Origin of the sequence: Rugamonas rubra, from assembly GCF_900114705.1 — a bacterium.
In the GTDB taxonomy this organism is placed as follows: domain Bacteria; phylum Pseudomonadota; class Gammaproteobacteria; order Burkholderiales; family Burkholderiaceae_D; genus Rugamonas; species Rugamonas rubra.
The window spans coordinates 60,471-82,433 of record NZ_FOTW01000024.1 but is presented as its reverse complement, the minus strand read 5'-3'; the positions used below and the strand labels follow the sequence as shown (position 1 = coordinate 82,433).

Annotated in this window: 17 protein-coding genes; 15 read left to right on the top strand and 2 right to left on the bottom strand. The window is 65.4% G+C overall.

Annotated features, from left to right (window positions below):
• Positions 1–26 precede the first annotated feature (26 nt).
• The 5 genes from BM252_RS23065 to BM252_RS23045 all read left to right on the top strand — a co-directional run bounded on the left by BM252_RS23065 (position 27) and on the right by BM252_RS23045 (position 6,915).
• The gene (locus BM252_RS23065) at positions 27–1,817 is read left to right on the top strand and encodes an acyl-CoA dehydrogenase C-terminal domain-containing protein (protein WP_093390020.1); all 1,791 of its coding nucleotides are present in this window, start codon (positions 27–29) and stop codon (positions 1,815–1,817) included.
• A 17-nt stretch (positions 1,818–1,834) separates the two neighbouring features.
• Entirely contained in the window at positions 1,835–4,234 is a 2,400-nt protein-coding gene (locus BM252_RS23060; protein WP_093390019.1) for a 3-hydroxyacyl-CoA dehydrogenase/enoyl-CoA hydratase family protein, read from the top strand.
• Between the two features lie 11 nt (positions 4,235–4,245).
• The gene (locus BM252_RS23055; protein WP_281249382.1) at positions 4,246–4,746 is read left to right on the top strand and encodes a PaaI family thioesterase; all 501 of its coding nucleotides are present in this window, start codon (positions 4,246–4,248) and stop codon (positions 4,744–4,746) included.
• Between the two features lie 97 nt (positions 4,747–4,843).
• On the top strand, positions 4,844–6,040 hold the full coding sequence (locus BM252_RS23050; RefSeq protein ID WP_093390017.1) for an acetyl-CoA C-acyltransferase: 1,197 nt from the start codon (positions 4,844–4,846) through the stop codon (positions 6,038–6,040).
• 95 nt (positions 6,041–6,135) lie between these two features.
• A complete protein-coding gene (locus BM252_RS23045) occupies positions 6,136–6,915 on the top strand; it encodes an enoyl-CoA hydratase (RefSeq protein ID WP_093390016.1) in 780 nt (259 codons plus the stop codon).
• A gap of 132 nt (positions 6,916–7,047) precedes the next feature.
• Here the strand turns inward: BM252_RS23045 and BM252_RS23040 are convergent, their stop codons facing one another.
• On the bottom strand, positions 7,048–8,568 hold the full coding sequence (locus BM252_RS23040) for a Fic family protein (RefSeq protein ID WP_093390015.1): 1,521 nt from the start codon (positions 8,566–8,568) through the stop codon (positions 7,048–7,050).
• 305 nt (positions 8,569–8,873) lie between these two features.
• Here BM252_RS23040 and BM252_RS23035 point away from each other — a divergent pair, with 305 nt between their 5' ends.
• Positions 8,874–10,826 carry a hypothetical protein gene (locus tag BM252_RS23035; protein WP_093390014.1) on the top strand — a complete coding sequence of 651 codons (1,953 nt, stop codon included), beginning with the start codon at positions 8,874–8,876 and terminating at the stop codon, positions 10,824–10,826.
• On the opposite strand, the gene yjjJ is transcribed toward BM252_RS23035, so the two are convergent.
• Positions 10,804–12,156 carry a type II toxin-antitoxin system HipA family toxin YjjJ gene (yjjJ, locus tag BM252_RS23030; RefSeq protein ID WP_174900642.1) on the bottom strand — a complete coding sequence of 451 codons (1,353 nt, stop codon included), beginning with the start codon at positions 12,154–12,156 and terminating at the stop codon, positions 10,804–10,806. The genes BM252_RS23035 and yjjJ overlap by 23 nt on opposite strands.
• A gap of 110 nt (positions 12,157–12,266) precedes the next feature.
• Between yjjJ and BM252_RS32035 the strand changes: the two genes are divergently transcribed.
• The 9 genes from BM252_RS32035 to BM252_RS22990 all read left to right on the top strand — a co-directional run bounded on the left by BM252_RS32035 (position 12,267) and on the right by BM252_RS22990 (position 21,941).
• Positions 12,267–12,401 (top strand): hypothetical protein, encoded by a 135-nt coding sequence (locus BM252_RS32035; RefSeq protein ID WP_281249381.1) that lies wholly within the window; start codon positions 12,267–12,269, stop codon positions 12,399–12,401.
• A 442-nt stretch (positions 12,402–12,843) separates the two neighbouring features.
• Positions 12,844–14,787 (top strand): TAT-dependent nitrous-oxide reductase, encoded by a 1,944-nt coding sequence (gene nosZ / locus BM252_RS23025; protein ID WP_093390012.1) that lies wholly within the window; start codon positions 12,844–12,846, stop codon positions 14,785–14,787.
• A gap of 207 nt (positions 14,788–14,994) precedes the next feature.
• Positions 14,995–17,247, top strand: a complete 2,253-nt coding sequence (locus tag BM252_RS23020; RefSeq protein ID WP_093390064.1) for a 4Fe-4S binding protein — start codon at positions 14,995–14,997, stop codon at positions 17,245–17,247.
• 2 nt (positions 17,248–17,249) lie between these two features.
• Entirely contained in the window at positions 17,250–18,521 is a 1,272-nt protein-coding gene (locus BM252_RS23015; RefSeq protein WP_093390011.1) for a nitrous oxide reductase family maturation protein NosD, read from the top strand.
• A complete protein-coding gene (locus tag BM252_RS23010; protein WP_093390010.1) occupies positions 18,511–19,446 on the top strand; it encodes an ABC transporter ATP-binding protein in 936 nt (311 codons plus the stop codon). Before BM252_RS23015 ends, BM252_RS23010 begins: the two co-directional genes overlap by 11 nt.
• The gene (locus tag BM252_RS23005) at positions 19,430–20,254 is read left to right on the top strand and encodes an ABC transporter permease (RefSeq protein WP_217429950.1); all 825 of its coding nucleotides are present in this window, start codon (positions 19,430–19,432) and stop codon (positions 20,252–20,254) included. The genes BM252_RS23010 and BM252_RS23005 overlap by 17 nt, the downstream gene beginning before the upstream one ends.
• Entirely contained in the window at positions 20,251–20,793 is a 543-nt protein-coding gene (locus tag BM252_RS23000) for a nitrous oxide reductase accessory protein NosL (protein WP_174900641.1), read from the top strand. The genes BM252_RS23005 and BM252_RS23000 overlap by 4 nt, the downstream gene beginning before the upstream one ends.
• Positions 20,794–20,802: 9 nt before the next feature.
• Positions 20,803–21,462 (top strand): hypothetical protein, encoded by a 660-nt coding sequence (locus BM252_RS31185; RefSeq protein WP_174900640.1) that lies wholly within the window; start codon positions 20,803–20,805, stop codon positions 21,460–21,462.
• A 44-nt stretch (positions 21,463–21,506) separates the two neighbouring features.
• Positions 21,507–21,941: a c-type cytochrome gene (locus BM252_RS22990; RefSeq protein WP_093390008.1), complete on the top strand. Its 435-nt coding sequence runs from the start codon at positions 21,507–21,509 to the stop codon at positions 21,939–21,941.
• The last annotated feature ends 22 nt before the right edge of the window (positions 21,942–21,963 follow it).

Below are 21,963 nucleotides of genomic sequence, written 5' to 3'. Positions count from 1 at the left end.
AAGCCACACGCCTTCAGGAGATAATCATGGGTCAATACGTCGCGCCAATCCGGGATATGCAATTCGTGCTGCACGAGTTCTTGAAAGTTGAAGATGAACTCAAGCAAATGCCTCACTACGCCGAAGTCGATGCCGACATCATCAACCAGGTGCTGGAAGAGGGCGCCAAGTTCACCTCGGAAGTGTTGTTCCCGCTGAACCACTCCGGCGACCGCGAAGGCTGCAAGCACGACGCCGCGACCCATACCGTGACCACCCCGAAGGGCTTCAAAGAGGCCTACAAGCAGTACGTCGACGGCGGCTGGGCGGCCTTGGCCTGCGCCACCGAATACGGCGGCCAAGGCCTGCCTATCGTGCTCAACAACTCCTTCTACGAGATGCTGAACTCGTCGAACCAAGCCTGGTCGATGTACCCGGGCCTGTCGCACGGCGCCTACGAGTGCCTGCTGGAACACGGCACCGACGAACAAAAATCCGTCTACCTGCCTAAGCTGGTCTCGGGCGAGTGGACCGGCACCATGTGCCTGACCGAACCGCATTGCGGCACCGACCTGGGCATGCTGCGCTCGAAGGCGCTGCCGCAGGACGACGGTTCCTGGCTGATCACCGGCAACAAGATCTTCATCTCGGCCGGCGAACACGACATGGCCGAAAACATCCTGCACCTGGTGCTGGCCCGCGTGCCGGACGCGCCTGAAGGCTCGAAAGGCATCTCGCTGTTCCTGGTGCCGAAGTACCTGCCGAACGCCGACGGTTCGGTCGGCGCGCGCAACCCGATCACCTGCGGCGCCATCGAAGAAAAAATGGGCATCCACGGCAACTCGACCTGCCAGATGAACCTGGACGGCGCCCGTGGCTGGATCATCGGCCAGCCGAACAAGGGCCTGAACGCCATGTTCGTCTTCATGAACGCGGCCCGCCTGGGCGTCGGCATGCAGTCGCTCGGCCTGACCGAGATCGCCTACCAGAACGCCCTGGTCTACGCCAAGGACCGCATCCAGATGCGCAGCCTGTCCGGCGTCAAGGCACCGGACAAGCAAGCCGACCCGATCATCGTCCACCCCGACGTGCGTCGCATGCTGTTGACCGGCAAGGCCTACGCCGAGGGCGCGCGCGCCTTCTCGTCCTACGTCGCGCTGCAGATCGACCGCGAACTGCACCACCCTGACGAGGAAGTGCGCAAGGAAGCGGCCGACGAAGTCGCCCTGCTGACCCCGATCATCAAGGCCTTCATCACCGACAACGCCTGGATCGCCACCTCGGAAGCCATGCAAGTGTTCGGCGGCCACGGCTACATTTCGGAGTGGGGCATGGAGCAGTACGTGCGCGACGCCCGCATCAACATGATCTACGAAGGCACCAACACCATCCAGTCGCTGGACCTGCTGGGTCGCAAGATCCTCGGCGACAACGGCGCCAAGCTGCGCAAGTTCGGCGAGAAGGTCAAAGCCTTCGTTGAGGACAACGGTACCGATGAAGCCATGAGCGAATTCATCACCCCGCTGGGCGACCTGGGCGACAAAGTCACCAAGTTGACCATGGAAATCGGCATGAAGGCCTTCCAGAACCCGGACGAGGTCGGCGCCGCTTGCGTGCCTTACCTGCGCGTGGTCGGCCACATGATCTACAGCTACCTGTTCGCGCAGATGGCCAAGATCGCCCTGGAGAAGGAATCCAGCGGCGACAACTTCTACAAGGCAAAACTGGCGACCGCACGTTTCTACTTCGCCCGTCTGCAACCAGAAACCGCAACCCTGATTCGCCAGGCGCGCGCCGGCTCCGCCAATCTGATGGCGCTCGACGCAGATCTGTTCTAAGAACCTAGAGGAAAACCATGACCAATTTCATCGTTAAAAAAGTAGCCGTCCTGGGCGCCGGCGTGATGGGTGCGCAAATCGCCGCCCATTGCATCAACGCCAAAGTGCCTGTGGTCCTGTTCGATCTGCCGGCCAAGGAAGGCCCGAAGAACGGCATCGTGCTGCGCGCCATCGAAAACCTGAAAAAGCTTTCGCCTGCGCCGCTGGGCAACAAGGACCACGCCGCGCTGATCGAAGTGGCCAACTACGAAGACAATCTGGACCTGCTGGCCGGTTGCGACCTGATCATCGAAGCCATCGCCGAGCGCATGGACTGGAAGCACGACCTGTACAAGAAGGTCGCGCCGCACATCGCGCCGAACGCCATCTTCGCCTCGAACACCTCGGGCCTGTCGATCACCACGCTGTCCGAAGGTTTCGACGCCGACCTGAAATCGCGCTACTGCGGCGTGCACTTCTTCAACCCGCCGCGCTATATGCACCTGGTCGAGATCATCCCGACCGCCGCCACCAAGCCGGAAATCGCCGACCAGCTGGAAGGTTTCCTGACCACCACCCTGGGCAAGGGCGTCGTGCGCGCCAAGGACACCCCTAACTTCATCGCCAACCGCGTTGGCGTGTTCGGCATCCTGGCCATCGTCCACGAAGCCGAGAAGTTCGGTCTGAGCTGCGACGTGGTCGACGATCTGACCGGCGCCAAGCTGGGCCGCGCCAAGTCGGGCACCTTCCGCACCGCCGACGTGGTTGGCCTGGACACCATGGGCCATGTGATCAAGACCATGCAGGACTACCTGCCGAACGACCCGTTCGCCGCCGTCTACAAGACCCCGGCCGTGCTGGCCAAGCTGGTCGAAAAGGGCGCGCTGGGCCAGAAGACCGGCGCCGGTTTCTACAAAAAAGTCGGCAAGGAAATCCAACGCCTGGACTTCTCCACCGGTGAGTACGTCGCCGGCGGCGGCAAGGCGGCCGACATCGTCGCCCGCATCCTGAAGGAAAAAGATCCGGTCAAGAAAATGAAGGCCCTGCGCGAATCGACCAATCCACAGGCGCAGTTCCTGTGGGCGATCTTCCGCGACGCCTTCCACTACATCGCCATCCACCTCGACACCGTGGCCGACAACGCCCGCGAGATCGACTTCGCCATGCGTTGGGGCTTCGGCTGGAACGTCGGCCCGTTCGAAACCTGGCAGGCCGCCGGCTGGTCGCAAGTGGCCACCTGGGTCAAGGAAGACATCGACGCCGGCCACGCGCTGTGCAACGCGCCGCTGCCAGCTTGGGTCTTCGAAGGTCCGGTCGCTGAAAAAGGCGGCGTCCACACTCCTGAAGGTTCGTACTCGGCCATCAGCAAATCGTTCGTGCCGCGTTCGACGCTGGCCGTCTACGAGCGTCAACAGTTCCGCGCGCCGGTGTTCGGCGCCGGCGTGGCCGACGGCAAGACCGCCGGCACCACCGTCTTCGAGGACGACTCGGTACGCCTGTGGCACTCGGGCGACGAAGTGCTGGTGATCTCGCTGAAAACCAAGATGCACGTCATCGGTGACGGCGTCATCAAGGGCCTGAAGCTGGCGCTGGAAGAAGCCGCCAAGAACTTCAAGGGCCTGGTGATCTGGAGCGCCGACGCGGCCGAAGGCGGCGCCTTCTCGGCCGGCGCCGACCTGCAATCGGCACTGCCTGCGTTCATGCAGGGCGGCGCCAAGGCGGTCGACCCGATCATCCGTGAACTGCAAGACACCTTCATGGCGATGAAATACTCGAACGTGCCTGTGGTGGCCGCCGTTGCCGGCCTGGCCCTGGGTGGCGGTTGCGAAATGGCGCTGCACGCCTCCAAGCGTGTCGCCTCGATCGAATCCTACATCGGCCTGGTCGAAGTGGGCGTCGGCCTGATCCCCGCCGGCGGCGGCCTGAAAGAGGCGGCCGTGCGCGCCTTCAAGGAAGCCAAGGGCAGCGACATCCTGCAATTCCTGAAAACCGGCTTCACCAACGCGGCCACCGCCAACGTGTCGAAATCGGCGCTGGAAGCCCAGGCCATGGGTTACCTGAAGGAAGACGACGTCATCGTCTTCAACGCCTACGAGCTGCTGCACGTGGCGAAAGTTGAAGCGCGCGCCATGTTCGACAAGGGCTACCGTCCGCCGATGAAGGCACCGGTGCAGGTCACCGGCCGCTACGGCTACGGCACCATCAAGGCCCAGCTGGTCAACATGCGCGACGGCGGCTTCATCTCGGCGCACGACTTCAAGCTGGGCGAGATGATCGCCGAGATCGTCTCCGGCGGCGACATCGACCAGGGCAGCTTCGTCTCCGAGCAGTGGTTCCTCGACATGGAACGCAAGGCCTTCCTGGAGTTGCTGAACCATCCTAAGTCGCAAGAGCGGATCATGGGCATGATGCAAACCGGCAAGCCGGTGCGCAACTAATCGTCCAGGTCATGTCGATCCTGTCCCTGGTATTCAAAGTACTTTTGCGCGTGAGGCCAAGCATGGTGTATGAACGTATCAAGCAACAAATGATGGACACTCTGCCCTTCGTGCGCCTGCTGGGGATCAAGATCGACGAGATCGGCGCCGGCACCTCCAAGGTGTCGATGCCGGAGGACCCCAAGCTGAATAACCACCTGGGCACGCAGCACGCCGGGGCCCTGTTCACCCTGGCCGAAACGGCCTCGGGCGCGGCCATGGCGGGCGGCTTCGCCGAGCTGATCCTGGGCCTGCGCCCGGTCGCCAAGGAGTCGCGCATCCAGTACCAGAAGGTGGCCAAGGGCGCCACCCGCGCCGAAGGGCGCGTGCCGGGCGACCTGGCCGCGCTGAAGGCCGAGCTCAAGGAGCAGGGCAAGGTGGCCTTCCCGGTCGAGGTCGACATTTTCGACGCGGCCGGCACGCTGGCCGCCCAGGTGCAGGTGGACTGGTACTTGTCCGAGAAGCGCGCCTGATTCCCCGGCGCGCCCGCCACGGCGCATTCCCCTAGGTTACGCAGCAATTCGACAGAACTTCGACAGAACTTCGATCAAAAATTTTTGAAAGAATAAAATGAGCAAACAACTTCAAGACGCATACATCGTCTCCGCCACCCGCACCCCGATCGGCAAGGCGCCGCGCGGCATGTTCAAGACCACCCGCCCGGACGACCTGCTGGTGCGCGTATTGCAATCGGCCATGGCGCAGGCGCCCGGCCTGGACCCGTCGCTGATCACCGACGCCATCATCGGCTGCTCCTTCCCGGAAGCCGAGCAGGGCTTCAACATCGCCCGTCAAGCGGTGCTGCTGGCCGGCCTGCCGAAGACCATCGGCGGCGTCACCGTCAACCGCTACTGCGCCTCGGGCATCACCGCCATCGCCATGGCCGCTGACCGCATCCGCGTCGGCGAAGCCGATGCGATGATCGCCGGCGGCGTCGAGTCGATGTCGATGGTGCCGATGATGGGCCACCACCCATCGATGAACCTGAACATGTTCACCGACGAAAACGTCGGCATGGCCTACGGCATGGGTCTGACCGCGGAAAAAGTCGCGCAGCAATGGAAAGTCTCGCGCGAAGCGCAGGACGCCTTCGCCGTCGAATCGCACCGCCGCGCCATCGCCGCGCAGCAGGCCGGCTTCTTCAAGGCCGAGACCACCCCGGTCGAGATCATCACCCGCACGCCGAACCTGGCCACCGGCCAGATCGACATCAAGACCCGCACCGTCGACACCGACGAGGGCGCGCGCGCCGATTCGACCGTCGAATCGCTGGGCAAGCTCAAGCCGGTGTTCGCCGCCAAGGGCTCGGTCACCGCCGCCAACAGCTCGCAGATGTCGGACGGCGCCGGCGCGCTGCTGATCGTCTCGGAGAAATTCCTGCGCGAGCACAACCTGACCCCGCTGGCCAAGTTCTCCTCGTTCGCCGTCAAGGGCGTACCACCGGAAATCATGGGCATCGGTCCCAAGTTCGCCATCCCGGAAGCCTGCAAGCAAGCCGGCATCACCCAGGACCAGCTGGACTGGATCGAGCTGAACGAAGCCTTCGCCGCACAGGCGCTGGCGGTGATCGGCGACCTGGGCCTGGACCCATCGAAGGTCAACCCGATGGGCGGCGCTATCGCCCTGGGCCACCCGCTGGGCGCGACCGGCGCGATCCGTGCCGCCACCGTGATCCACGCTCTGCACCGCAACAACCTGAAGTACGGCATGGTCACCATGTGCGTCGGCGCGGGCATGGGCGCGGCGGGGATCTTCGAGCGCGTATAAATCGGCTATAGTGTAGAAAAACACAAGGGCGCTGCGGATACTTCCCGGCGCCCTTTCCTTATTTTGGCGCGCATTGCAGCGCAGACGGAGACAAGATGGACATTTTGAGCAGCAAGGCCGACGGCATCCTGACGATCGAATTCAACCGCCCGGACCGCAAGAACGCGATCACCTCGGCGATGTACCAAAGCATGGCCGAGGCCATCGCCGACGGCGAGCAGGACAGCGCCGTGCGCGCCATCCTGATCATCGGCAAGCCGGAGATCTTCACCGCCGGCAACGACCTGGACGACTTCATGAAGAGCTCGCGTCCCGAGGACGGCGTGGCCATCGAGGACCGTCCGGTGTACCGCTTCATGCTGGCGCTGAGCGGCGCCAAGAAGCCGGTGGTGGCGGCGGTGGCCGGCGCGGCGGTGGGCATCGGCACCACCCTGCTGATGCACTGCGACCTGGTCTACGCGGCCGACAACGCCAAGTTCTCGATGCCCTTCGTGCAGCTGGGCCTGTGCCCGGAGTTCGCCTCCAGCCTGCTGCTGGCGCAGATCGCCGGCTACCCGCGCGCGGCCGAGAAGCTGATGCTGGGCGAGGCCTTCCTGGCGCAGGAGGCGCTGGACATGGGCCTGGTGTCGAAGGTGCTGCCGATCGACGAGCTGCTGCCCTTCGCGTTGCGCCAGGCGGCCAAGCTGGTGGCCCTGCCGGCCAGCTCGGTGCGCGCCACCAAGCAGCTGATGAAGGCCGGCCGCAACGGCGCCATCAGCCAGCAGATGGTCGACGAGAACAAGTTCTTCGGCGCCATGCTGGCCGCGCCCGAGGCCAAGGAAGCCTTCACCGCCTTCTTCGAGAAGCGCAAGCCGGATTTTTCCAAGTTCGCTTGAGGGGCGGCCGCTGTATGCCAACCCTTGGCGTAAAGTGACGCGGATGTTGGGGGTGGCGACAGTGGGCATGTAGGCGTCCTCAGCCGCCGTGCAGGCGTTTGTGCCGCATTGCCCCATTTTTTTCTGGTCGGTTCAGCGGGGCGCTAGCGACGCTCCGTCCGATTCCCCCGACCCGACCTCCACCGCTTCTTGAGCGGCTTTGGCCTCCCTCTCAATGCAGTCGAAAACTGTCTCGGGGACGCGATCGGCAAATTGCTTGCGGCGTTTTTTCGACAGTACCCCGCCGTTATCCAAGCAACAGCGGATCAGCGCGGCCAGCTCGCTGCCGCGCACGTCGAATGCCGCGTTGATGGCCCGCGCGATGCGATCATACCGTGCGATAAATTCGGTTTCCTGGCGCAACTCTATTTCCAGCGCTTGCTCGGCCATCCGGTAGCCGAATGCCACACTTGGCGTGGCATCCCAGTAACGGTAAATTGCCGGCGTCCCTTGGAAGGTGAAGTCGTATTGTCCTTCGTCGATCCAGCGCACACCCCAGCGCTCGCGCACTTGCCGCGAGTACTGTTGCAAGGTCGTCAGGTAGTCGGCCTCATGGCGTTTCATCGCGATCGACACGGGCAGGAGCAAGCCCTTTTCCAACTGGCCCGATTGGCAGAGGGCGTGGTGGAACAGGAACCTGGAGAGGCGACCGTTGCCGTCCATGAACGGGTGGATGAAGACAAAACCGAAGGCGATCACCGATGCCGCGACGATGGGATCGACCACCTTGGGCGCCGTCGCAGCAAGTGCCGTGAGTTCGCTCATCAGCTCGCGCGCGAGCCCGGGCGGCGGTGGCAGATAGGTCACCGCAAGGGCTCCTCGGCCCGGCCCGGCAAGCCAGTTCTGCTCCGAGCGGAAGGCGGCCGCGCGGTTGTAGGGATTGGTGAGGGCCGCGTTCTGCAGCTCGACCAGATACTCCTCGCTGAGCGCCCGAGGCTCGTGCGCTTGGCGCAAGAGATCGACGAAGGCGCGCGCCTTGTCCTCCGATGGCACCTCCCGTTCGATTGCGAAGGAGGAGTCCGTTTCATGCAGATACGCCCAAGCTAGCGCGCGGTCCATCAGGCCCGCGCCCAACGACGCGATGAACTGCTTGGTACGGTTCAGGATGTTCGACCCGATGGCGGTCTGGATCGCGGCCGTGCGCCGCACTGTGGCACAGTATCGAATGGAGCCGATGCCGTTGAACAGGACGCGCCAGCGGGCGTTGCGTACCACGGGGCCGGTCACGTAGCGCTCAGGGTCGAACAGGGGATGCGCCGGTCCTCCGATGCTGGGGATGGGGACCAGTTGGCGGCCGCTGAACTCTTCCCATAGGTAGCAGGCAAGACGAATGTAGGCACCGGACGGCGATTTATTGAGTTCGGCGATCATGTCCTCGGCCGAGATTCTGGGCAGCGCGTCGGCCAGCACCTGCAGATTGGTCCCCTCATGTTTTAATGCGAAGAGCACGTGCGATAGGGGATCGATGCCTGCCGGCGCGACTTGGCGCGGCACCGCCAAGGTATTGACCGAGTCCTCGACCCGAGTAACCGGCCGGATATATGCGGGCCGGACGGGCGGGAAGGCCGCGAGCTGCAGGGATGCACGAAGAAATTCGTAGCCGATGGCCGTCATTTTTTTTCACCGATTGAGAAAATCTGTATTTTTTTGAGTTTAGCGCGGATTTTCTTACGGCTTCGACCTTTTTCTTACGAACTACTCGGCCGGAACGGCGGAATGATGAGTGCAAAACGCTCTCTGCTTGGGCCGCGTCCGTAAAGTGAGTGCTTGTTCACATCGAGTCGCGAGAACGTTAATTTTTAGTGAAAGGTGAAGGTTCGATCACATTTTGGCGGAAAATATCTAAATAATGCTAATTTTTGTGCCGCGCCGGCCAGCGGCGGCGCACGGCACCGACCAACACACGAAGAGGAAGCCCCATGGCAGAATCGGCCGCAGCCGGCGGCGCCCAAGCGGCGCTGCGCACGATGGACAAGGTGATCGTCGCCATCCACGGCGTCGGCAGCCAACAGCGCAGCGAGACGATACGCCGCGTCACCACGCAGTTCAGCGCCCACTCCAAGCCGCGCGTGGCGCTGATGCCGCTCGGCTTCTTCTATGTCGACAAGGTCGGCCAGGTCAAGGTCAGCCAGCTCGACGTGCCGGCCGGCGACACGCTCGACAAGATCGGCTTCGCCGAGGTGTTCTGGGCCGACATCCCGAAAAAGGTCGACAAGGACAGCGACACGCTGGAGGAGATCAAGGCTTGGGGCCGCACCGTGGTCAGCCGCGCCGAGGCGGCCTACGGCAAGGTCAACGCCGCCACGCCCCGGCTAGACCAGGCCGACTTCCAGCTCGGCGCCGCCGTGGTCGAGGAGATCGTCGAGACCGTGGCGGTGCTGGAGAACCTGCTGTTCATCGCCGACAAGATGGGCTTGTTCAAATTCGACCTGGCGCCGGTGCTGCGCGAGTACGTCGGCGACGTGCAGGTGGTGGCCGAGTTCCGCTTCTTCCGCGAGCGCATCGTCTACCGTTTCCACAAGGCCATGCACGACGTCATCCAGGCCTGCCAGGGCGCGCCCGAGGTCTACGTGGTGGCGCACAGCGAGGGCACTGTGGTGGCCCTGCTGGCGATGCTGGAGGCGCTGTCGAGCGCGCCGGCGAGCCAGGTGGCCGATCCGGACGACCCGACCAACGAGGACAAGGTGGTCTCGACCGACTGGATCCTGGCGCTGCGCGGCTTCATGACGATCGGTTCGCCGATCGACAAGCACCTGGTGCTGTGGCCGCAGATGTGGAGCGGGCTCAATCCCGCCGCGCGCCGGCTGGAGCACAAGATCAAATGGCGCAACTACTACGACTACGGCGACCCGATCGGCTTCAAGCTCGACGCCGCCAAGACCTACCTCGACAACACCGGCTGCCAGGCCTTCGATTTCGCCTCCGACCCCGAGCGCGACGACTTCGGCTTCAGCCGCTACTGGCTGCCGGGCAAGGCGCACAAGGACTACTGGACCGACAACGCGGTGTTCGACCACTTCATCCGCAGCGTGGTGCTGGGCGAGGAGGTCAAGGACAAGCCACGGGGCAGGGCGCTGGTGGGTGCGGTCAGCACGGCGCTGCCGTATCTGCTCAGCGCGGCGCTGCACCTGGCGGCGGTGTTCCTGCTGTTCAAGGCGCTGTTGATCTATCTGGAGGGCGTGCCCTCCCTCGCCCTCGAGCTGATCCTGCTGCTCACCCGCACGGTGTTTTGCCTGGGCGGCCTGCTGCTCGGCGTGACCGTCGTCGCGCGCGTGCCCCGGCTGGTCAACCGCTGGTGGAAGTGGCTGTGGCTGCCCGTGCTGTTCGGCCTGGCGATGGCCGGCCTGTACTGGCTGTGGCTGCCCGAGCCGGTCGCCTTGGCGCTGGCCACCATTGTCCAGATGCTGCTGCAACTGTTGCTGCCGGCCGCCGCCTTCGCGGCGCTGCCGCCGCCCGGCGACGCGGTGGTGTTCGGCAAGGGTGTTCTGCTGGGCATCGCGGCCCTGCTGGCCTGCTCCGGCTGGGTGCTCACGCGCAACCGCCGGCGCGGCCGGCGCGCGCTGGTGGCGGCGGGCGCGGTGGCGGTGCTGCTGCTGGTGGTGCTACAGATCGTCGCGACGGACCGCCAAGACCCGCAGCCGGTGTGGCCGTTGGTGCTGGCCGGCGCCGCCTTCCTCTACCTGTGGTGGCTGGGCATCCTGGTGTTCGACCTGGCCTTCATCTGGCACCGCTACATCCGCCAGTCGGTCGCGGCGGAGACCCTGCACCACTGGTATCGGCGGATGGAGGCCGTGCCGAAGACGCTGCGGCAGATTTTGATGCCGGCAACGACAGAGCGGGCCGCCGCGCCTAGCGCAAGGGACGGGGGTTGAGCTGGTTCATCAGCGCGACATGCCTTGCCGTCACCTGCTTGAATTCGTCCGAAATGCGCCGCTCGTCGAACACCGCCTGCCAGAAGTCCTGGGCCATGGCGAAGCAGAATTCGAGGTGGCTTAGTTCCAGCTTGCGCACCGAGGCGGCGGCCCATTCGCGCGGCACCACCTCGCCGTGCTGGTTCGGCCGGTACAGCATCGGCAGCATGTCGTAGCAGGGCAGCAGGCGCAGCGGCCCCTTGAGCGCCCAGGCGGCGGCGATGTTGCCGTGGTGCCGGTCGGTGTTGCCGATCAGCGCGCCGAACAGGTCGAGGATTTCCACCGTGCGCCGGTCGGCCGGCGACAGTAGGTTTTGCCGCCCCAGCTCCCTGGCGGCGGCGCTCCAGCTTTGGTCCAGCATGCCCAGCTCGCCGTCCATGGCGGAGAAGGTGAGCATCGGCAGCCTGCCGTTCCTGCCGCTGCGGTCGAAACGCACCACCTCGAGGAAGACGCGTTGCTCGGCCTCGACGAGGCTGGTCGTGGCGGCGCCGATGCCGTGCCGGCGCAGCGTGTCGAGGGCAAGATGCTCGCAGACCAGCAGGTCGCCCCAGCGGCGGCCGCCGGCGCTGTCGGTGCGCGGCGAGAACTTGACGATGACGTGTTCGATCCGCCCGTCGTCCCGCGCGACGATCTGGGTGAACTTGGGTTGCTCGCCGCCGGCCGACGAGCCCGGCGGATCGCCCTGCATGGCGTGCTCGGCGAGACGGGGATAGCGCGCCCGCCGCCGCGCCGCGGCCAGCAGCGCGTTTTCCCCGTCCGGCGCAGGCGCGAGCAAGCGCGCATACGACTCGTTGCCGACGACGATGTCGCCGGGCGCGTGCTCGCTGCGCCTGCTCAGGTACTTGAGCACATGCTCGTCGCTCCAACGCAGTATGTCGTCGGGCAAATCCAGATCCTTGTTCTTCGCCGGCTCCAGGCGGCCCAGGAAGCCTTGCGGGCGCAGATCGCGCAGGAAGTAGGGCATGCCCTGGAAGAGCAGGTAGTCGTGCCCCGTCGGAAAGGTCAGCGCGTACCAGCCGCCTTCCAGCAGCTCCAGCTGCCCCAGCGGCGCGGCCCGTCCGTCCGCCGCGACGCGGAACAGCGGCAGCGGCGAGGGGACGCCGGGGATCTGCCGCCGCAGCGCATAGCGCCGCCGCCGGGTCGCGCCGAGGGCGACGCCGTTCTGCATGCCGGCCCACAGGCGGGAAAACGTGGGTTGGCTGATCCTCAGGTCGGCCAGCAAGCCGGCCGCCTCCCTAGGCCCGTCCTTGAGCAGGCGCTGCAGTTCAAGCAAGTTGTCTGGGTGCGCCATGGAGGAAATATGAATAGAATTCGGAGTGCCAATTTTACTGCTGATTGCCTTTAGATAAAGCATTTTATTGAAAAAATGTGGATAAAGTGAATGGAAAAATGAATAGAAATATGAATGGAAAATTCGGCCATGGACGGCGGTGTGGACTCGCGGCCGGCGCCACGCTGGACCCGAGCAGCGCCAACAACTACTACGGCGAGCCGCGCAATGTCATGTTGACATTGAAGTACACGCCCAAGCTGTAGTCGGCCGATGGCGGCCGCGCCGCCGACGCGGCCGCCGACGTCGCCCCGTCGAAATGACTAGTGCCCGGGCGGCGCTTGTATCACGACGGAGCGCGATTTGCGCATCGCCGCCGCCGCCGGGCGCGGCCGGCGCGGCCGACGGCATGCAAGGCGGAACAATCTTCCGCGCGCCTTTGCGCCGCGTCCGCGCGCCGCGCGCGGGGCCGCCGGCGCGCCGCGCCGGGCCTAGCCCATCCGGCCCCGGCGCCTAGTCCTTTCGAGCTACCCCCCTAAACACTTTGTCTTGCGGAAACATCCGTCCTGCCAATGGTGCCCGCGCGTTGCCGGGAATACAGTTGCCACCTTGCCTATCGGTCCGGGCCGGCTGCCTTGCGCGCCACGCGGGCGATGACATCGGGTAGTACAACGGGTTTTTCAGACAGTGGTTTAGGGAGAAAAATTGATGGATAAGGTCACACAACAACAAATCGAGGACGGTCTTGCGCAACCGGCTACGCGACGTAGCTTCCTTGGCAAGAGCGCCCTACTGGGCTTGACCGGAGCCGGTGTTTCGTTCGGCCTGGCGGCCTGCAAAGAGAATGGCGGCGCCGCCGCACCTGCCGCGTCGGCATCGGCCAAGGCCGCCGGCGGCGAGCTGGGCCACGAAGTGCAGCCCGGCCAGCTCGACGACTACTACCACTTCTCCAGCGGCGGCCACTCCGGCGAGGCGCGCATCCTCGGCCTGCCGTCCGGCCGCACGCTGCGCCGCATCCCGGTGTTCAACATCGATCCAATGGTCGGCTGGGGCATCACCAACGAATCCAAAGCCATCATGGGCACCAAGGCCGACGGCAGCCTGAAGTACACCACCGGCGACACCCACCACGTCCACGGCAGCTACAAGGACGGCATCTACGACGGCCGCTGGTTGTTCATCAACGACAAGATGCACGGCCGCCTGGCGCGCATCCGCATGGACACCATGGAGTGCGACAAGATCATCGAACTGCCCAACATCCAGGGCTTCCACGGCATCTTCCCCGACAAGTGCGACCCGGTCGATCCGAAGATCAACTACACCACCCGCGTCTTCTGCGGCGCCGAGTTCCACATTCCGCTGCCGAACGACGGCCGCGACCTGGGCGACCCGAGCAAGTGGGGCTGCCTGTTCACCTGCGTCGACGCCGCCTCGATGGAAGTGCGCTGGCAGGTGCGGGTGGACGGCAACATGGATCTGGTCGCCACCTCCTACGACGGCAAGCTGGCCGCCTCCAACCAGTACAACGTCGAGAACGGCGCCGACCTGGCCAGCATGATGTCGGCCGAGCGCGACGCCTGCGTGTTCTTCGACGTGGCCCGCATCGAGGCCCTGGTCAAGGCCGGCAAGTTCACCACCATCGGCGGCTCCAAGGTGCCGGTGGTCGACGGTCGCAAGGCCGCCAACCCCGATGCGAAAACCGCGGTCACCTGCTACGTGCCGGTCGGTAAGAATCCGCACGGCGTCAACGCCTCGCCGGACGGCAAGTACTTCGTCTGCTCGGGCAAGCTGTCGCCGACCGCCACCGTGATCGAACTGGCGCTGGTGCAGAAGTGGTTCGCCGGCGAACTCAAGGACGCGCGCGACGCCGTCGTCGCCGAGCCGGAAATCGGCCTGGGCCCCTTGCACACCGCCTTCGACGGCAAGGGCAACGCCTACACCACCCTGTTCCTCGACAGCCAGATCGTCAAGTGGAACGTCGACAAGGCGATCGCCCACTTCAAGGGCGACAAGACCGCCAAGGTGGTGATGGACCGCATCGACGTGCACTACCAGCCGGGCCACGGTTACTCGTCGATGGGCGAGACCAAGGAAGCGGACGGCAAGTACTACAACTCGGGCAACAAGTTCTCCAAGGACCGTTTCCTGCCGGTCGGCCCGCTGCACAGCGAGACCGAACAGCTGATCAACATCAGCGGCGAGAAGATGAAGCTGATCTCCGACCACACGGCCTATCCGGAACCGCACGACGGCATCATGGTGCGGCGCGACCTGGTCAAGACCCGGCAGATCTACCACATGGACGACTTCGCCAACGCGGTGAAGACGCCGGCCGACTCGCGCGTCGAGCGCAAGGGCAACAAGGTGTCGATCTTCCTGATGTCGCAGGCGCCGAACTACAGCATGCCGATCATCAAAGTGAAGAAGGGCGACGAAGTCACGCTGACCTTGACCAACCACGACAAGGTGGAAGATCTGACCCACGGCTGCGCGATTCCAACGCACAACGTGAACTTCATCGTCAATCCGCAGGAAACCAAGTCGGTCACCTTCAAGACCGACAAGCCGGGCGCCTACTGGATCTACTGCACCCACTTCTGCCACGCGCTGCACTTGGAAATGCGCAGCCGCCTGCTGGTCGAGGGCTAAGCGCAGCTTGAGCCGAGCCTAACCCCAACCCCGGACGCCGGGGTCTGACCCCGACGGGGTCAGACCCCTTCCAGCGGGGTGCGGGGTAGGGCGTGAAGCACCGTTCAAGCAAGTCCCCGCTGCTGCGGGGACGCCCGCATTGAACGAAAGAATTTTCGCGACGGCCCGAGCGGCCGCCATCACAGGATATTCGCCGAGATGGACAAGATGAACGATCACCGAAGCGCAGCCAAGCCCTCGCTGCCGACATTCGCCAAGCTGGCGCCGCTGGCGGCGCAACTGCTGCAACTGGTTTTACTGCTGGTATGCGTCGCGCTGCTGGGCTCCGCGCCCGCGCGCGCCACCGTCTACGACGCCGAGTTGTCGGCGCAACTGCTGCACGGCGAAGACCTGTGCGCGGCCGCCCCCTGCCGCGAGGTCATGCCGGCGGCGCAACAATTCTCCAAACGCAAGGGCTCGCCCAGCTACGTCGAGGCCTACGCCGTCGACGCCGGCAAGCAGCGCCTGGTCGGCTACGTCTTCCTGTCGACCGACGTGGTCGACATCCCCGCCTACTCGGGCAAGCCGGTGGTCACCCTGATCGGCATGGACAAGGCCGGCATCATCAGCGGCGTGCGCGTGCTCAAGCACTCCGAGCCGATCTTGTTGGCCGGCATCCCCGAGTCGGCCCTGCTCAAATTCATCCACCAGTACGTCGGCAAGTCGGCCGACGCCAAGCTGGTCATCGGCCAGGGCCAGCAGGACGGCGGCGCCATCGGCCTGGACGCCATCAGCGGCGCCACCGTCACCGCCATCGCCGAGAACCAGGTGATCTCGCGCAGCGCCTACGAGATCGGCCGCCAGGTCGGCATCATCAAGAGCACGCCGCGTCCGCCGGCCCGCTTCACGCCGCTGCGCGACAAGCTCAGCTGGGCCGACATGCTCAAGGAGGGCAGCGTGCAGAGCCTGCTGGTGCCGGCCGGCGAGGTCGACGCCAAGGACCCGTCGCAGCCCTATATGGAGCTGCACTTCGGCTATCTGAACGTGCCGGCGGTCGGCATCAGCCTGCTCGGCCAGCACGGCTACGACAGCCTGATGCAGGATTTGAAGCCGGACGAGCACGCCATCTTCATCATCGCCACCGGCCAGGAATCGTTCAAGGGCTCCGGCTTCGTGCGCGGCGGCATCTACGACCGCGTCCAGGTGCGCCAGGACCCGGTCACCTTCACCTTCCGCGACACCGACTACCTCAACCTCTACCACCTGCAGCCGGCCGACGCGCCGGCCTTCAAGGAGTCGGCCATCTTCATCGTCCGCTCGGCCGACTTCAACCCGGCCTGGCCGTGGCAGTTGACCGTGCTGGCCAACAAGTCGGACAAGGAAAACGGCATCAAGACCTTCGTCCACTTCGACCAGGAGCTGTGGCTGCCGGCCCGCTACCTGGAGGGCGGCCGGCCCCACGTCGAGCGGCCGCAGGCGGCCTGGAAGGCGATCTGGGCCAACCAAAAGGTCGAGATCGCGCTGTTCGGCCTGATCCTCGCCTTCGCCGCCTTCATGTACTCGCGGCGCGACTGGCTGGTGCGCCGCTCCAGCCGCAAGCACAAGCCGTGGATCGCCGTGCCGCGCCACCTGCTGTGGATCGCCAGCGTGGGCTTCCTCGGCTTCTACCTGAAGGCGCAGCCCAGCATCACCCAGGTGATGACCTGGTTCCATTCCATCCTGCACCAATGGAAGTGGGAGCTGTTCCTGTCCGACCCCTTCATCTTCGTGTTCTGGTGGTTCATCATCATTTCCGTCGCGCTGTGGGGCCGGGGCGTGTTCTGCGGCTGGTTGTGCCCCTTCGGCTCGCTGCAACAACTGGCGCTGAGCCTGGGCAAGCGCATCGGCCTGAAGCGCTTCCAAAGCCTGCTGCCGAAGCGCCTGCACGACAAGCTGAAGTGGATCAAGTACGCGGTCTTCTTCGTGCTGCTGGGCGTCTCCTTCTTCTCGATGGAAACGGCCGAGCACCTGGCCGAGATCGAACCGTTCAAGACCACCTTCCTGGTTGGCGTGTGGAACCGCACCTGGCCGTTCTGGCTCTTCATCGGCGCCATCCTCGGCTGGTCGTTCCTCAGCGAGCGGCCGTATTGCAAGTACATCTGCCCGCTGGGGGCGGGATTGGCGATCCCCAGCAAGCTGCGCCTGTTCGGCCTGAAGCGCAAACAGGAATGCACCACCTGCCACGCCTGCGCCTCCGGCTGCGGCTCGCACGCCATCGACGCGGCCGGCAAGATCGACCAGACCGAGTGCATGCAATGCCTTGACTGCATGATCCTGTACTACGACGACCACGCCTGCCCGCCGCTGGTGAAGGAGCGCAAAGCGCGCGAGAAGAGCGGCCAGCCGCTGACCGCCATCAACGGCGCCGGCTACTTCATCTCACTCGACAGCGTACGCCAGACCCTGTCCGACAAAGCCGCCGAACAGCGGACGCGGAGCTGAGCATGGCACATCCACGCCGCCCCAAGTTGCGCGCCGTCGTCGCGGCATTGCTGCTGGGCCTGGTTACGGCCGGCGCCGGCGCCGCCGTGCTGCCGGTGGCGCCGGGCGAGTCGATCGCCGCCGCCGTGTCGCGCGCCAAGGCGGGCGACACGGTGCGCGTGGCCGCCGGCGAGTACCTCGAGCATCTGCTGATCGACAAGCCGCTGACGCTGGAGGGCGTCGGCCGCGCCATCATCAGCGGCGGCCAGCAGGGCGACGTGATCCGCGTGCGTTCGGCCGACGTGACCATCCGTGGCCTGCGCATCCGCGACAGCGGCAGCGACCTGACGGCGCAGAACGCCGGCATCTACTTCGAGCCCGGCTCGCACCGCGCCGCCGTGCGCGACTGCACGCTGTCCTACAACCTGTTTGGCATCTGGATGGAAAATCTGAAGGACGGCCGGGTCGAGCGCAACACCATCACCGGCAAGCGCGACCTGCTGTCGGCGGCGCGCGGCAACGGCATCCAGGTCTACAACACCAGCGGCGCCAAGATCATCGACAACGACATCAGCTTCGCCCGCGACGGCATCTATGTCGACGTGTCGACCGACGCCCTGTTCCGTGGCAACAAGATCCACGACCTGCGCTACGGCACGCACTACATGAACACCAACCACAGCACCTGGGAATACAACGAGTCCTACCGCAACCGGGGCGGGCTGGCGCTGATGGAGGTGCGCCACCTGATCGTGCGGCACAACCGGGCCTGGGGCAATAGCGACCACGGCATCATGCTGCGCACCATCGAGGACTCGACCATCGAGGACAACGTGGTGCAGGGCAACGGGCGCGGCTTCTTCATCTACGACGCCGAGTACAACGTGCTGCGCCGCAACCTGGTGGTCGGCAACCGCGTCGGCGTGCATCTGACGGCCGGCTCGGCCAACAACCTGGTCGACGGCAACGACTTCATCGGCAACCAGGAACAAATCAAATACGTCGCCTCGCGCGACGTGCAATGGGGCCGCACGCAGGGCAACTACTGGAGCAACTACAGCGGCTGGGACCAGAACAACGACGGCATCGGCGACGTGGCCTACGAGGCCAACGACGTGGTCGACCGGCTCAACTGGCAATACCCGCTGCTCAAGTTGTTGATGACCAGCCCGTCGGTACAGACGCTGCGCTTCGTCGCGCGCCAGTTCCCCGTGCTGCGCGCGCCCAGCATTGTCGACAAGCATCCGCGCATGCGGCCCGCACATCAGGATTGGAGGCGCTGGAGTGAGCAATAAACCCAAGGCGATCGAGGTCGCCCATGTCAGCAAACACTACGGCCAGATCGAGGCGCTGAACGACGTCAGCCTGGCCGTCGCGCCGGGCGAGATGTTCGGCCTGATCGGCCCCAACGGCGCCGGCAAGAGCACGCTGTTCAAGATGATGCTGGGGCTGGCCGCGCCCAGCGCCGGCGAGATCCGCGTGCACGGCGTGCGCATCGACGGGCGCGACTTCCGCCAAGTGCGGCGGCGCATCGGCTACCTGCCGGAAAGCTTCGTCACCTACGACAACCTGACCGGGCTCGAGGTGCTGCACCTGTTCGCCGACCTCAAGCAGGTCGGCCGCGACTCCTGCGGCGCGCTGCTGGAACGGGTCGGCCTGTCCGGCGCCGCCGGCCGGCGCGTGCGCGGCTACTCCAAGGGCATGCGCCAGCGGCTCGGCTTCGCCCAGGCGCTGCTCGGCAAGCCCGACCTGATCTTCCTCGACGAGCCCACCAACGGCCTCGATCCGCAGGGCATCCACGACTTTTACCAGACCCTGCGCGAAGTGCAGGGGGAGGGCGCCACCATCATCATCACCTCGCATATTTTGGCCGAGATCCAGGAGCGGGTCGACCACCTGGTCATCCTGCAAAGCGGCCGCATCGCCGCGCAAGGCACGCTGGCGCAACTGCGCGCCCAGCGCGTCATGCCCTCGCTGCTCGAATTGACCGTGGCCGCCGCGCGCCAGGCGCCGCTGCGCGCCGCGCTGGCCGGCATGGACGGGCTGGACATCGCCATGCACGGCGACAACGTGCGCATCTCCTGCCCGCCGGCGCAGAAGGTGGCGCTGCTGGCCGCGCTGTTCGCCGAGCAGGGCACGGTGCAACACATCACCATCCACGAGCCTTCGCTGGAAGACTTGTTCCTCGGTTACGGAGGCCGCCATGCACAAGCGCATTGATTGGCGCCAGGTCGCCGTGTTGGCCGGCAAGGAATGCCGTGAACGCGTGCGCAACTGGTGGGTGCTGGCCGTCGCCGTCATCTTCGCCCTGTTCGCCCTGGCCATCGCCTATTTCGGCACGGCCCAGCAGGGCGCCGTCGGCTTCCACGGCATCGACATCACCATCGCCAGCCTGGTCAGCCTGGTGATCTACCTGGTGCCGCTGATCGCCGTCATCCTCGGCTACGACGCCATCGTCGGCGAGCAGGAGCGCGGCTCGCTGGAGCTGCTGCTGTCGATGCCGATCACCCGCTTCGAGATCCTGCTCGGCAAATTCCTCGGCCTGTCCGCCGCGCTGGCCGTGGCCACCACGCTGGGCTTCGGCGCCGGCCTGCTGCCGCTCTCCTCGCAGCTGGGGCCGGACGACCTGTTCCACTACGCCGGCTTCGTCGGCAGCGCCGTGCTGATGGGCATGGCCTTCCTCAGCCTGGCCTTGTGCCTGTCGGTGATCGCCCAGGACCGCATGCGCGCCAGCGGCATGGCGATCGCCATGTGGTTCTTCTTCGTGCTGATCTTCGACCTGTTGCTGATGGGCCTGCTGGTGCTCAGCAACGGCACCCTGAGCAGCGGCGTGTTCGCCGGCCTGCTGATGCTCAACCCGGCCGACGTGTTCCGCCTGCTGAACATTTTCAATTCCGAACAAGTGCAAACCATGTACGGCCTGGCCACCGTGATGCCCGACAGCCTGACCAATCCCCTGGTCCTGCTGAGCATCATGCTGGGCTGGATCGTCGCCCCCTTCCTACTCGCCAATTGGAGATTCAAATGATTGCAAGCCCACGCGCCGCCCGTCCGGCAACGTCCCGAAAAATGCTGGGCGGACTTCTGCTGCTGGCCCTGCTGGGCGCCTGCAGCCACACCACGCCGACGGCGGTGGCGCAGGAGCCGGGCGCCGACACCGCCTGCGTGCTCGACGGCATGCTGCTGCAGGACTTTCCCGGTCCGAAAGGCCAGATCGTCTACGCCGAGGGCAAGCCCGACTTCTTCTGCGACCTGATGGAGCTGTTCACCACGCTGCGCACGCCGGAGCAAAAGCGCGCCGTCGCCGGCGCCTACGTGCAGGACATGGGCAAGACCGACTGGGCCCATCCGAAGGGCAACTGGATTCCCGCCAAGACCGCCTTCTTCGTGATCGGCAGCAAGTTGCACGGCTCGATGGGGCCGACCCTGGGCGCCTTCTCCAGCGCCGAGGACGCCAACAAGTTCATCCAGCAGAACGGCGGCAAGCTGCTGCGCTTCGAACAGGTGACGCCGGAAATGGCCGACCTGTCCGGCGGCGTGATGCACGACAGCGGCATGTCGCACTAAGGAGCCAGCATGGACGGCATCACCAAATTGGACCAGACCGCGCCGGTGGCGCTGGACGAAGTCATGGACGAGGACGCCCTGCAGACCTTGTTCGCCAAGACCAGCTACCAGCTGCGCGAATCGCGCAAATCGCTGCTGCAGCGCTACGAGGTCGACAGCGAGGAGGCTTTGCTTGAACGCATAGTCGGCGGCGCCATCGACACCCACCCGGCCTACGAGCACTACCTGAGCGCGCGCATCATCGAGCAGACCCGCGACCAGGTGCGCGCCGAGCTGGCCGCCCATATCGCCGCCGGCGCGCAGGCCGAGCTGCCGACGCTGAGCGCCCACCTGAACTTCAAGAACCAGCTGGAGGCGCTGTACGCGGCGCGTCTGGCCGAGCCGGTGCGCATGGCGCAGGACGCCTTGCTGCTGTCCTTCGACAACGGCCTGCTGCTGGAGGTGCGCTACTTCAGCCGCCAGGAGCACTCGATCATCTGGTGCTGGGGCGAGGCCGAGCGCCGGCTCGACACGGCGCCGGGCACGCCCGCCGGCGCCGCTGCCGCCGCCGTCGCCGCCACGGCCGACGGCGACCCCTGGCAACACTTCGCCGCCGTCCTGGAGTCGCTGTTGGCCGACCCCCTGGCCGATCCGCTGGCCTACATCGCCGCACCCCTGAACGCCGCTTGAACCCGGCACAACGACATTTTTTCGACCAATAAAGGAAACCCATCATGAAAACCTACCAACTTCTCCCCGTCCTGCTCGCCGTCGCCCTGGCCGCCTGCGGCCAAAAAACCGAGGCTCCGGCAGTCGCCTCGGCCTCCGCCGTGGCCGAGGCTCCAGCGGCCGCGCCGGCCGCGGCGCCGGCTGCGGCCCCTGCCGCCGCCGCTGCCGCCGCCGGTCCGGCACCGAGCGCGGCCGACCTGGCCGCCGGCGAGAAAATCTACACCGCCACCTGTCTGGCCTGCCACGGCGCCGGCGTGCTCGGCGCGCCGAAGTTCGGCGACAAGGCGCTGTGGGCGCCGCGCGTGGCCAAGGGCATGGAAGTGCTGTACGCCAACGGCATCAACGGCGTCAACATGATGCCGCCAAAGGGTGGCAACGCCACGCTGAAGGACGCCGAGTTGAAGCAGGCGATCGACTACATGATCAACGCGGTACGCTGAGCGGCAAGAACCGGGCTGCTGC

What these genes read in the sequence shown, in the direction of transcription:
- BM252_RS23065 (WP_093390020.1), top strand. Translation starts at nt 27, where the DNA reads ATGGGTCAATACGTCGCGCCAATCCGGGATATGCAATTCGTGCTGCAC.
- BM252_RS23060 (WP_093390019.1), top strand. Translation starts at nt 1,835, where the DNA reads ATGACCAATTTCATCGTTAAAAAAGTAGCCGTCCTGGGCGCCGGCGTG.
- BM252_RS23055 (WP_281249382.1), top strand. Translation starts at nt 4,246, where the DNA reads ATGTCGATCCTGTCCCTGGTATTCAAAGTACTTTTGCGCGTGAGGCCA.
- BM252_RS23050 (WP_093390017.1), top strand. Translation starts at nt 4,844, where the DNA reads ATGAGCAAACAACTTCAAGACGCATACATCGTCTCCGCCACCCGCACC.
- BM252_RS23045 (WP_093390016.1), top strand. Translation starts at nt 6,136, where the DNA reads ATGGACATTTTGAGCAGCAAGGCCGACGGCATCCTGACGATCGAATTC.
- BM252_RS23040 (WP_093390015.1), bottom strand. Translation starts at nt 8,568, where the DNA reads ATGACGGCCATCGGCTACGAATTTCTTCGTGCATCCCTGCAGCTCGCG.
- BM252_RS23035 (WP_093390014.1), top strand. Translation starts at nt 8,874, where the DNA reads ATGGCAGAATCGGCCGCAGCCGGCGGCGCCCAAGCGGCGCTGCGCACG.
- yjjJ (WP_174900642.1), bottom strand. Translation starts at nt 12,156, where the DNA reads ATGGCGCACCCAGACAACTTGCTTGAACTGCAGCGCCTGCTCAAGGAC.
- BM252_RS32035 (WP_281249381.1), top strand. Translation starts at nt 12,267, where the DNA reads ATGAATGGAAAATTCGGCCATGGACGGCGGTGTGGACTCGCGGCCGGC.
- nosZ (WP_093390012.1), top strand. Translation starts at nt 12,844, where the DNA reads ATGGATAAGGTCACACAACAACAAATCGAGGACGGTCTTGCGCAACCG.
- BM252_RS23020 (WP_093390064.1), top strand. Translation starts at nt 14,995, where the DNA reads ATGAACGATCACCGAAGCGCAGCCAAGCCCTCGCTGCCGACATTCGCC.
- BM252_RS23015 (WP_093390011.1), top strand. Translation starts at nt 17,250, where the DNA reads ATGGCACATCCACGCCGCCCCAAGTTGCGCGCCGTCGTCGCGGCATTG.
- BM252_RS23005 (WP_217429950.1), top strand. Translation starts at nt 19,430, where the DNA reads ATGCACAAGCGCATTGATTGGCGCCAGGTCGCCGTGTTGGCCGGCAAG.
- BM252_RS23000 (WP_174900641.1), top strand. Translation starts at nt 20,251, where the DNA reads ATGATTGCAAGCCCACGCGCCGCCCGTCCGGCAACGTCCCGAAAAATG.
- BM252_RS31185 (WP_174900640.1), top strand. Translation starts at nt 20,803, where the DNA reads ATGGACGGCATCACCAAATTGGACCAGACCGCGCCGGTGGCGCTGGAC.
- BM252_RS22990 (WP_093390008.1), top strand. Translation starts at nt 21,507, where the DNA reads ATGAAAACCTACCAACTTCTCCCCGTCCTGCTCGCCGTCGCCCTGGCC.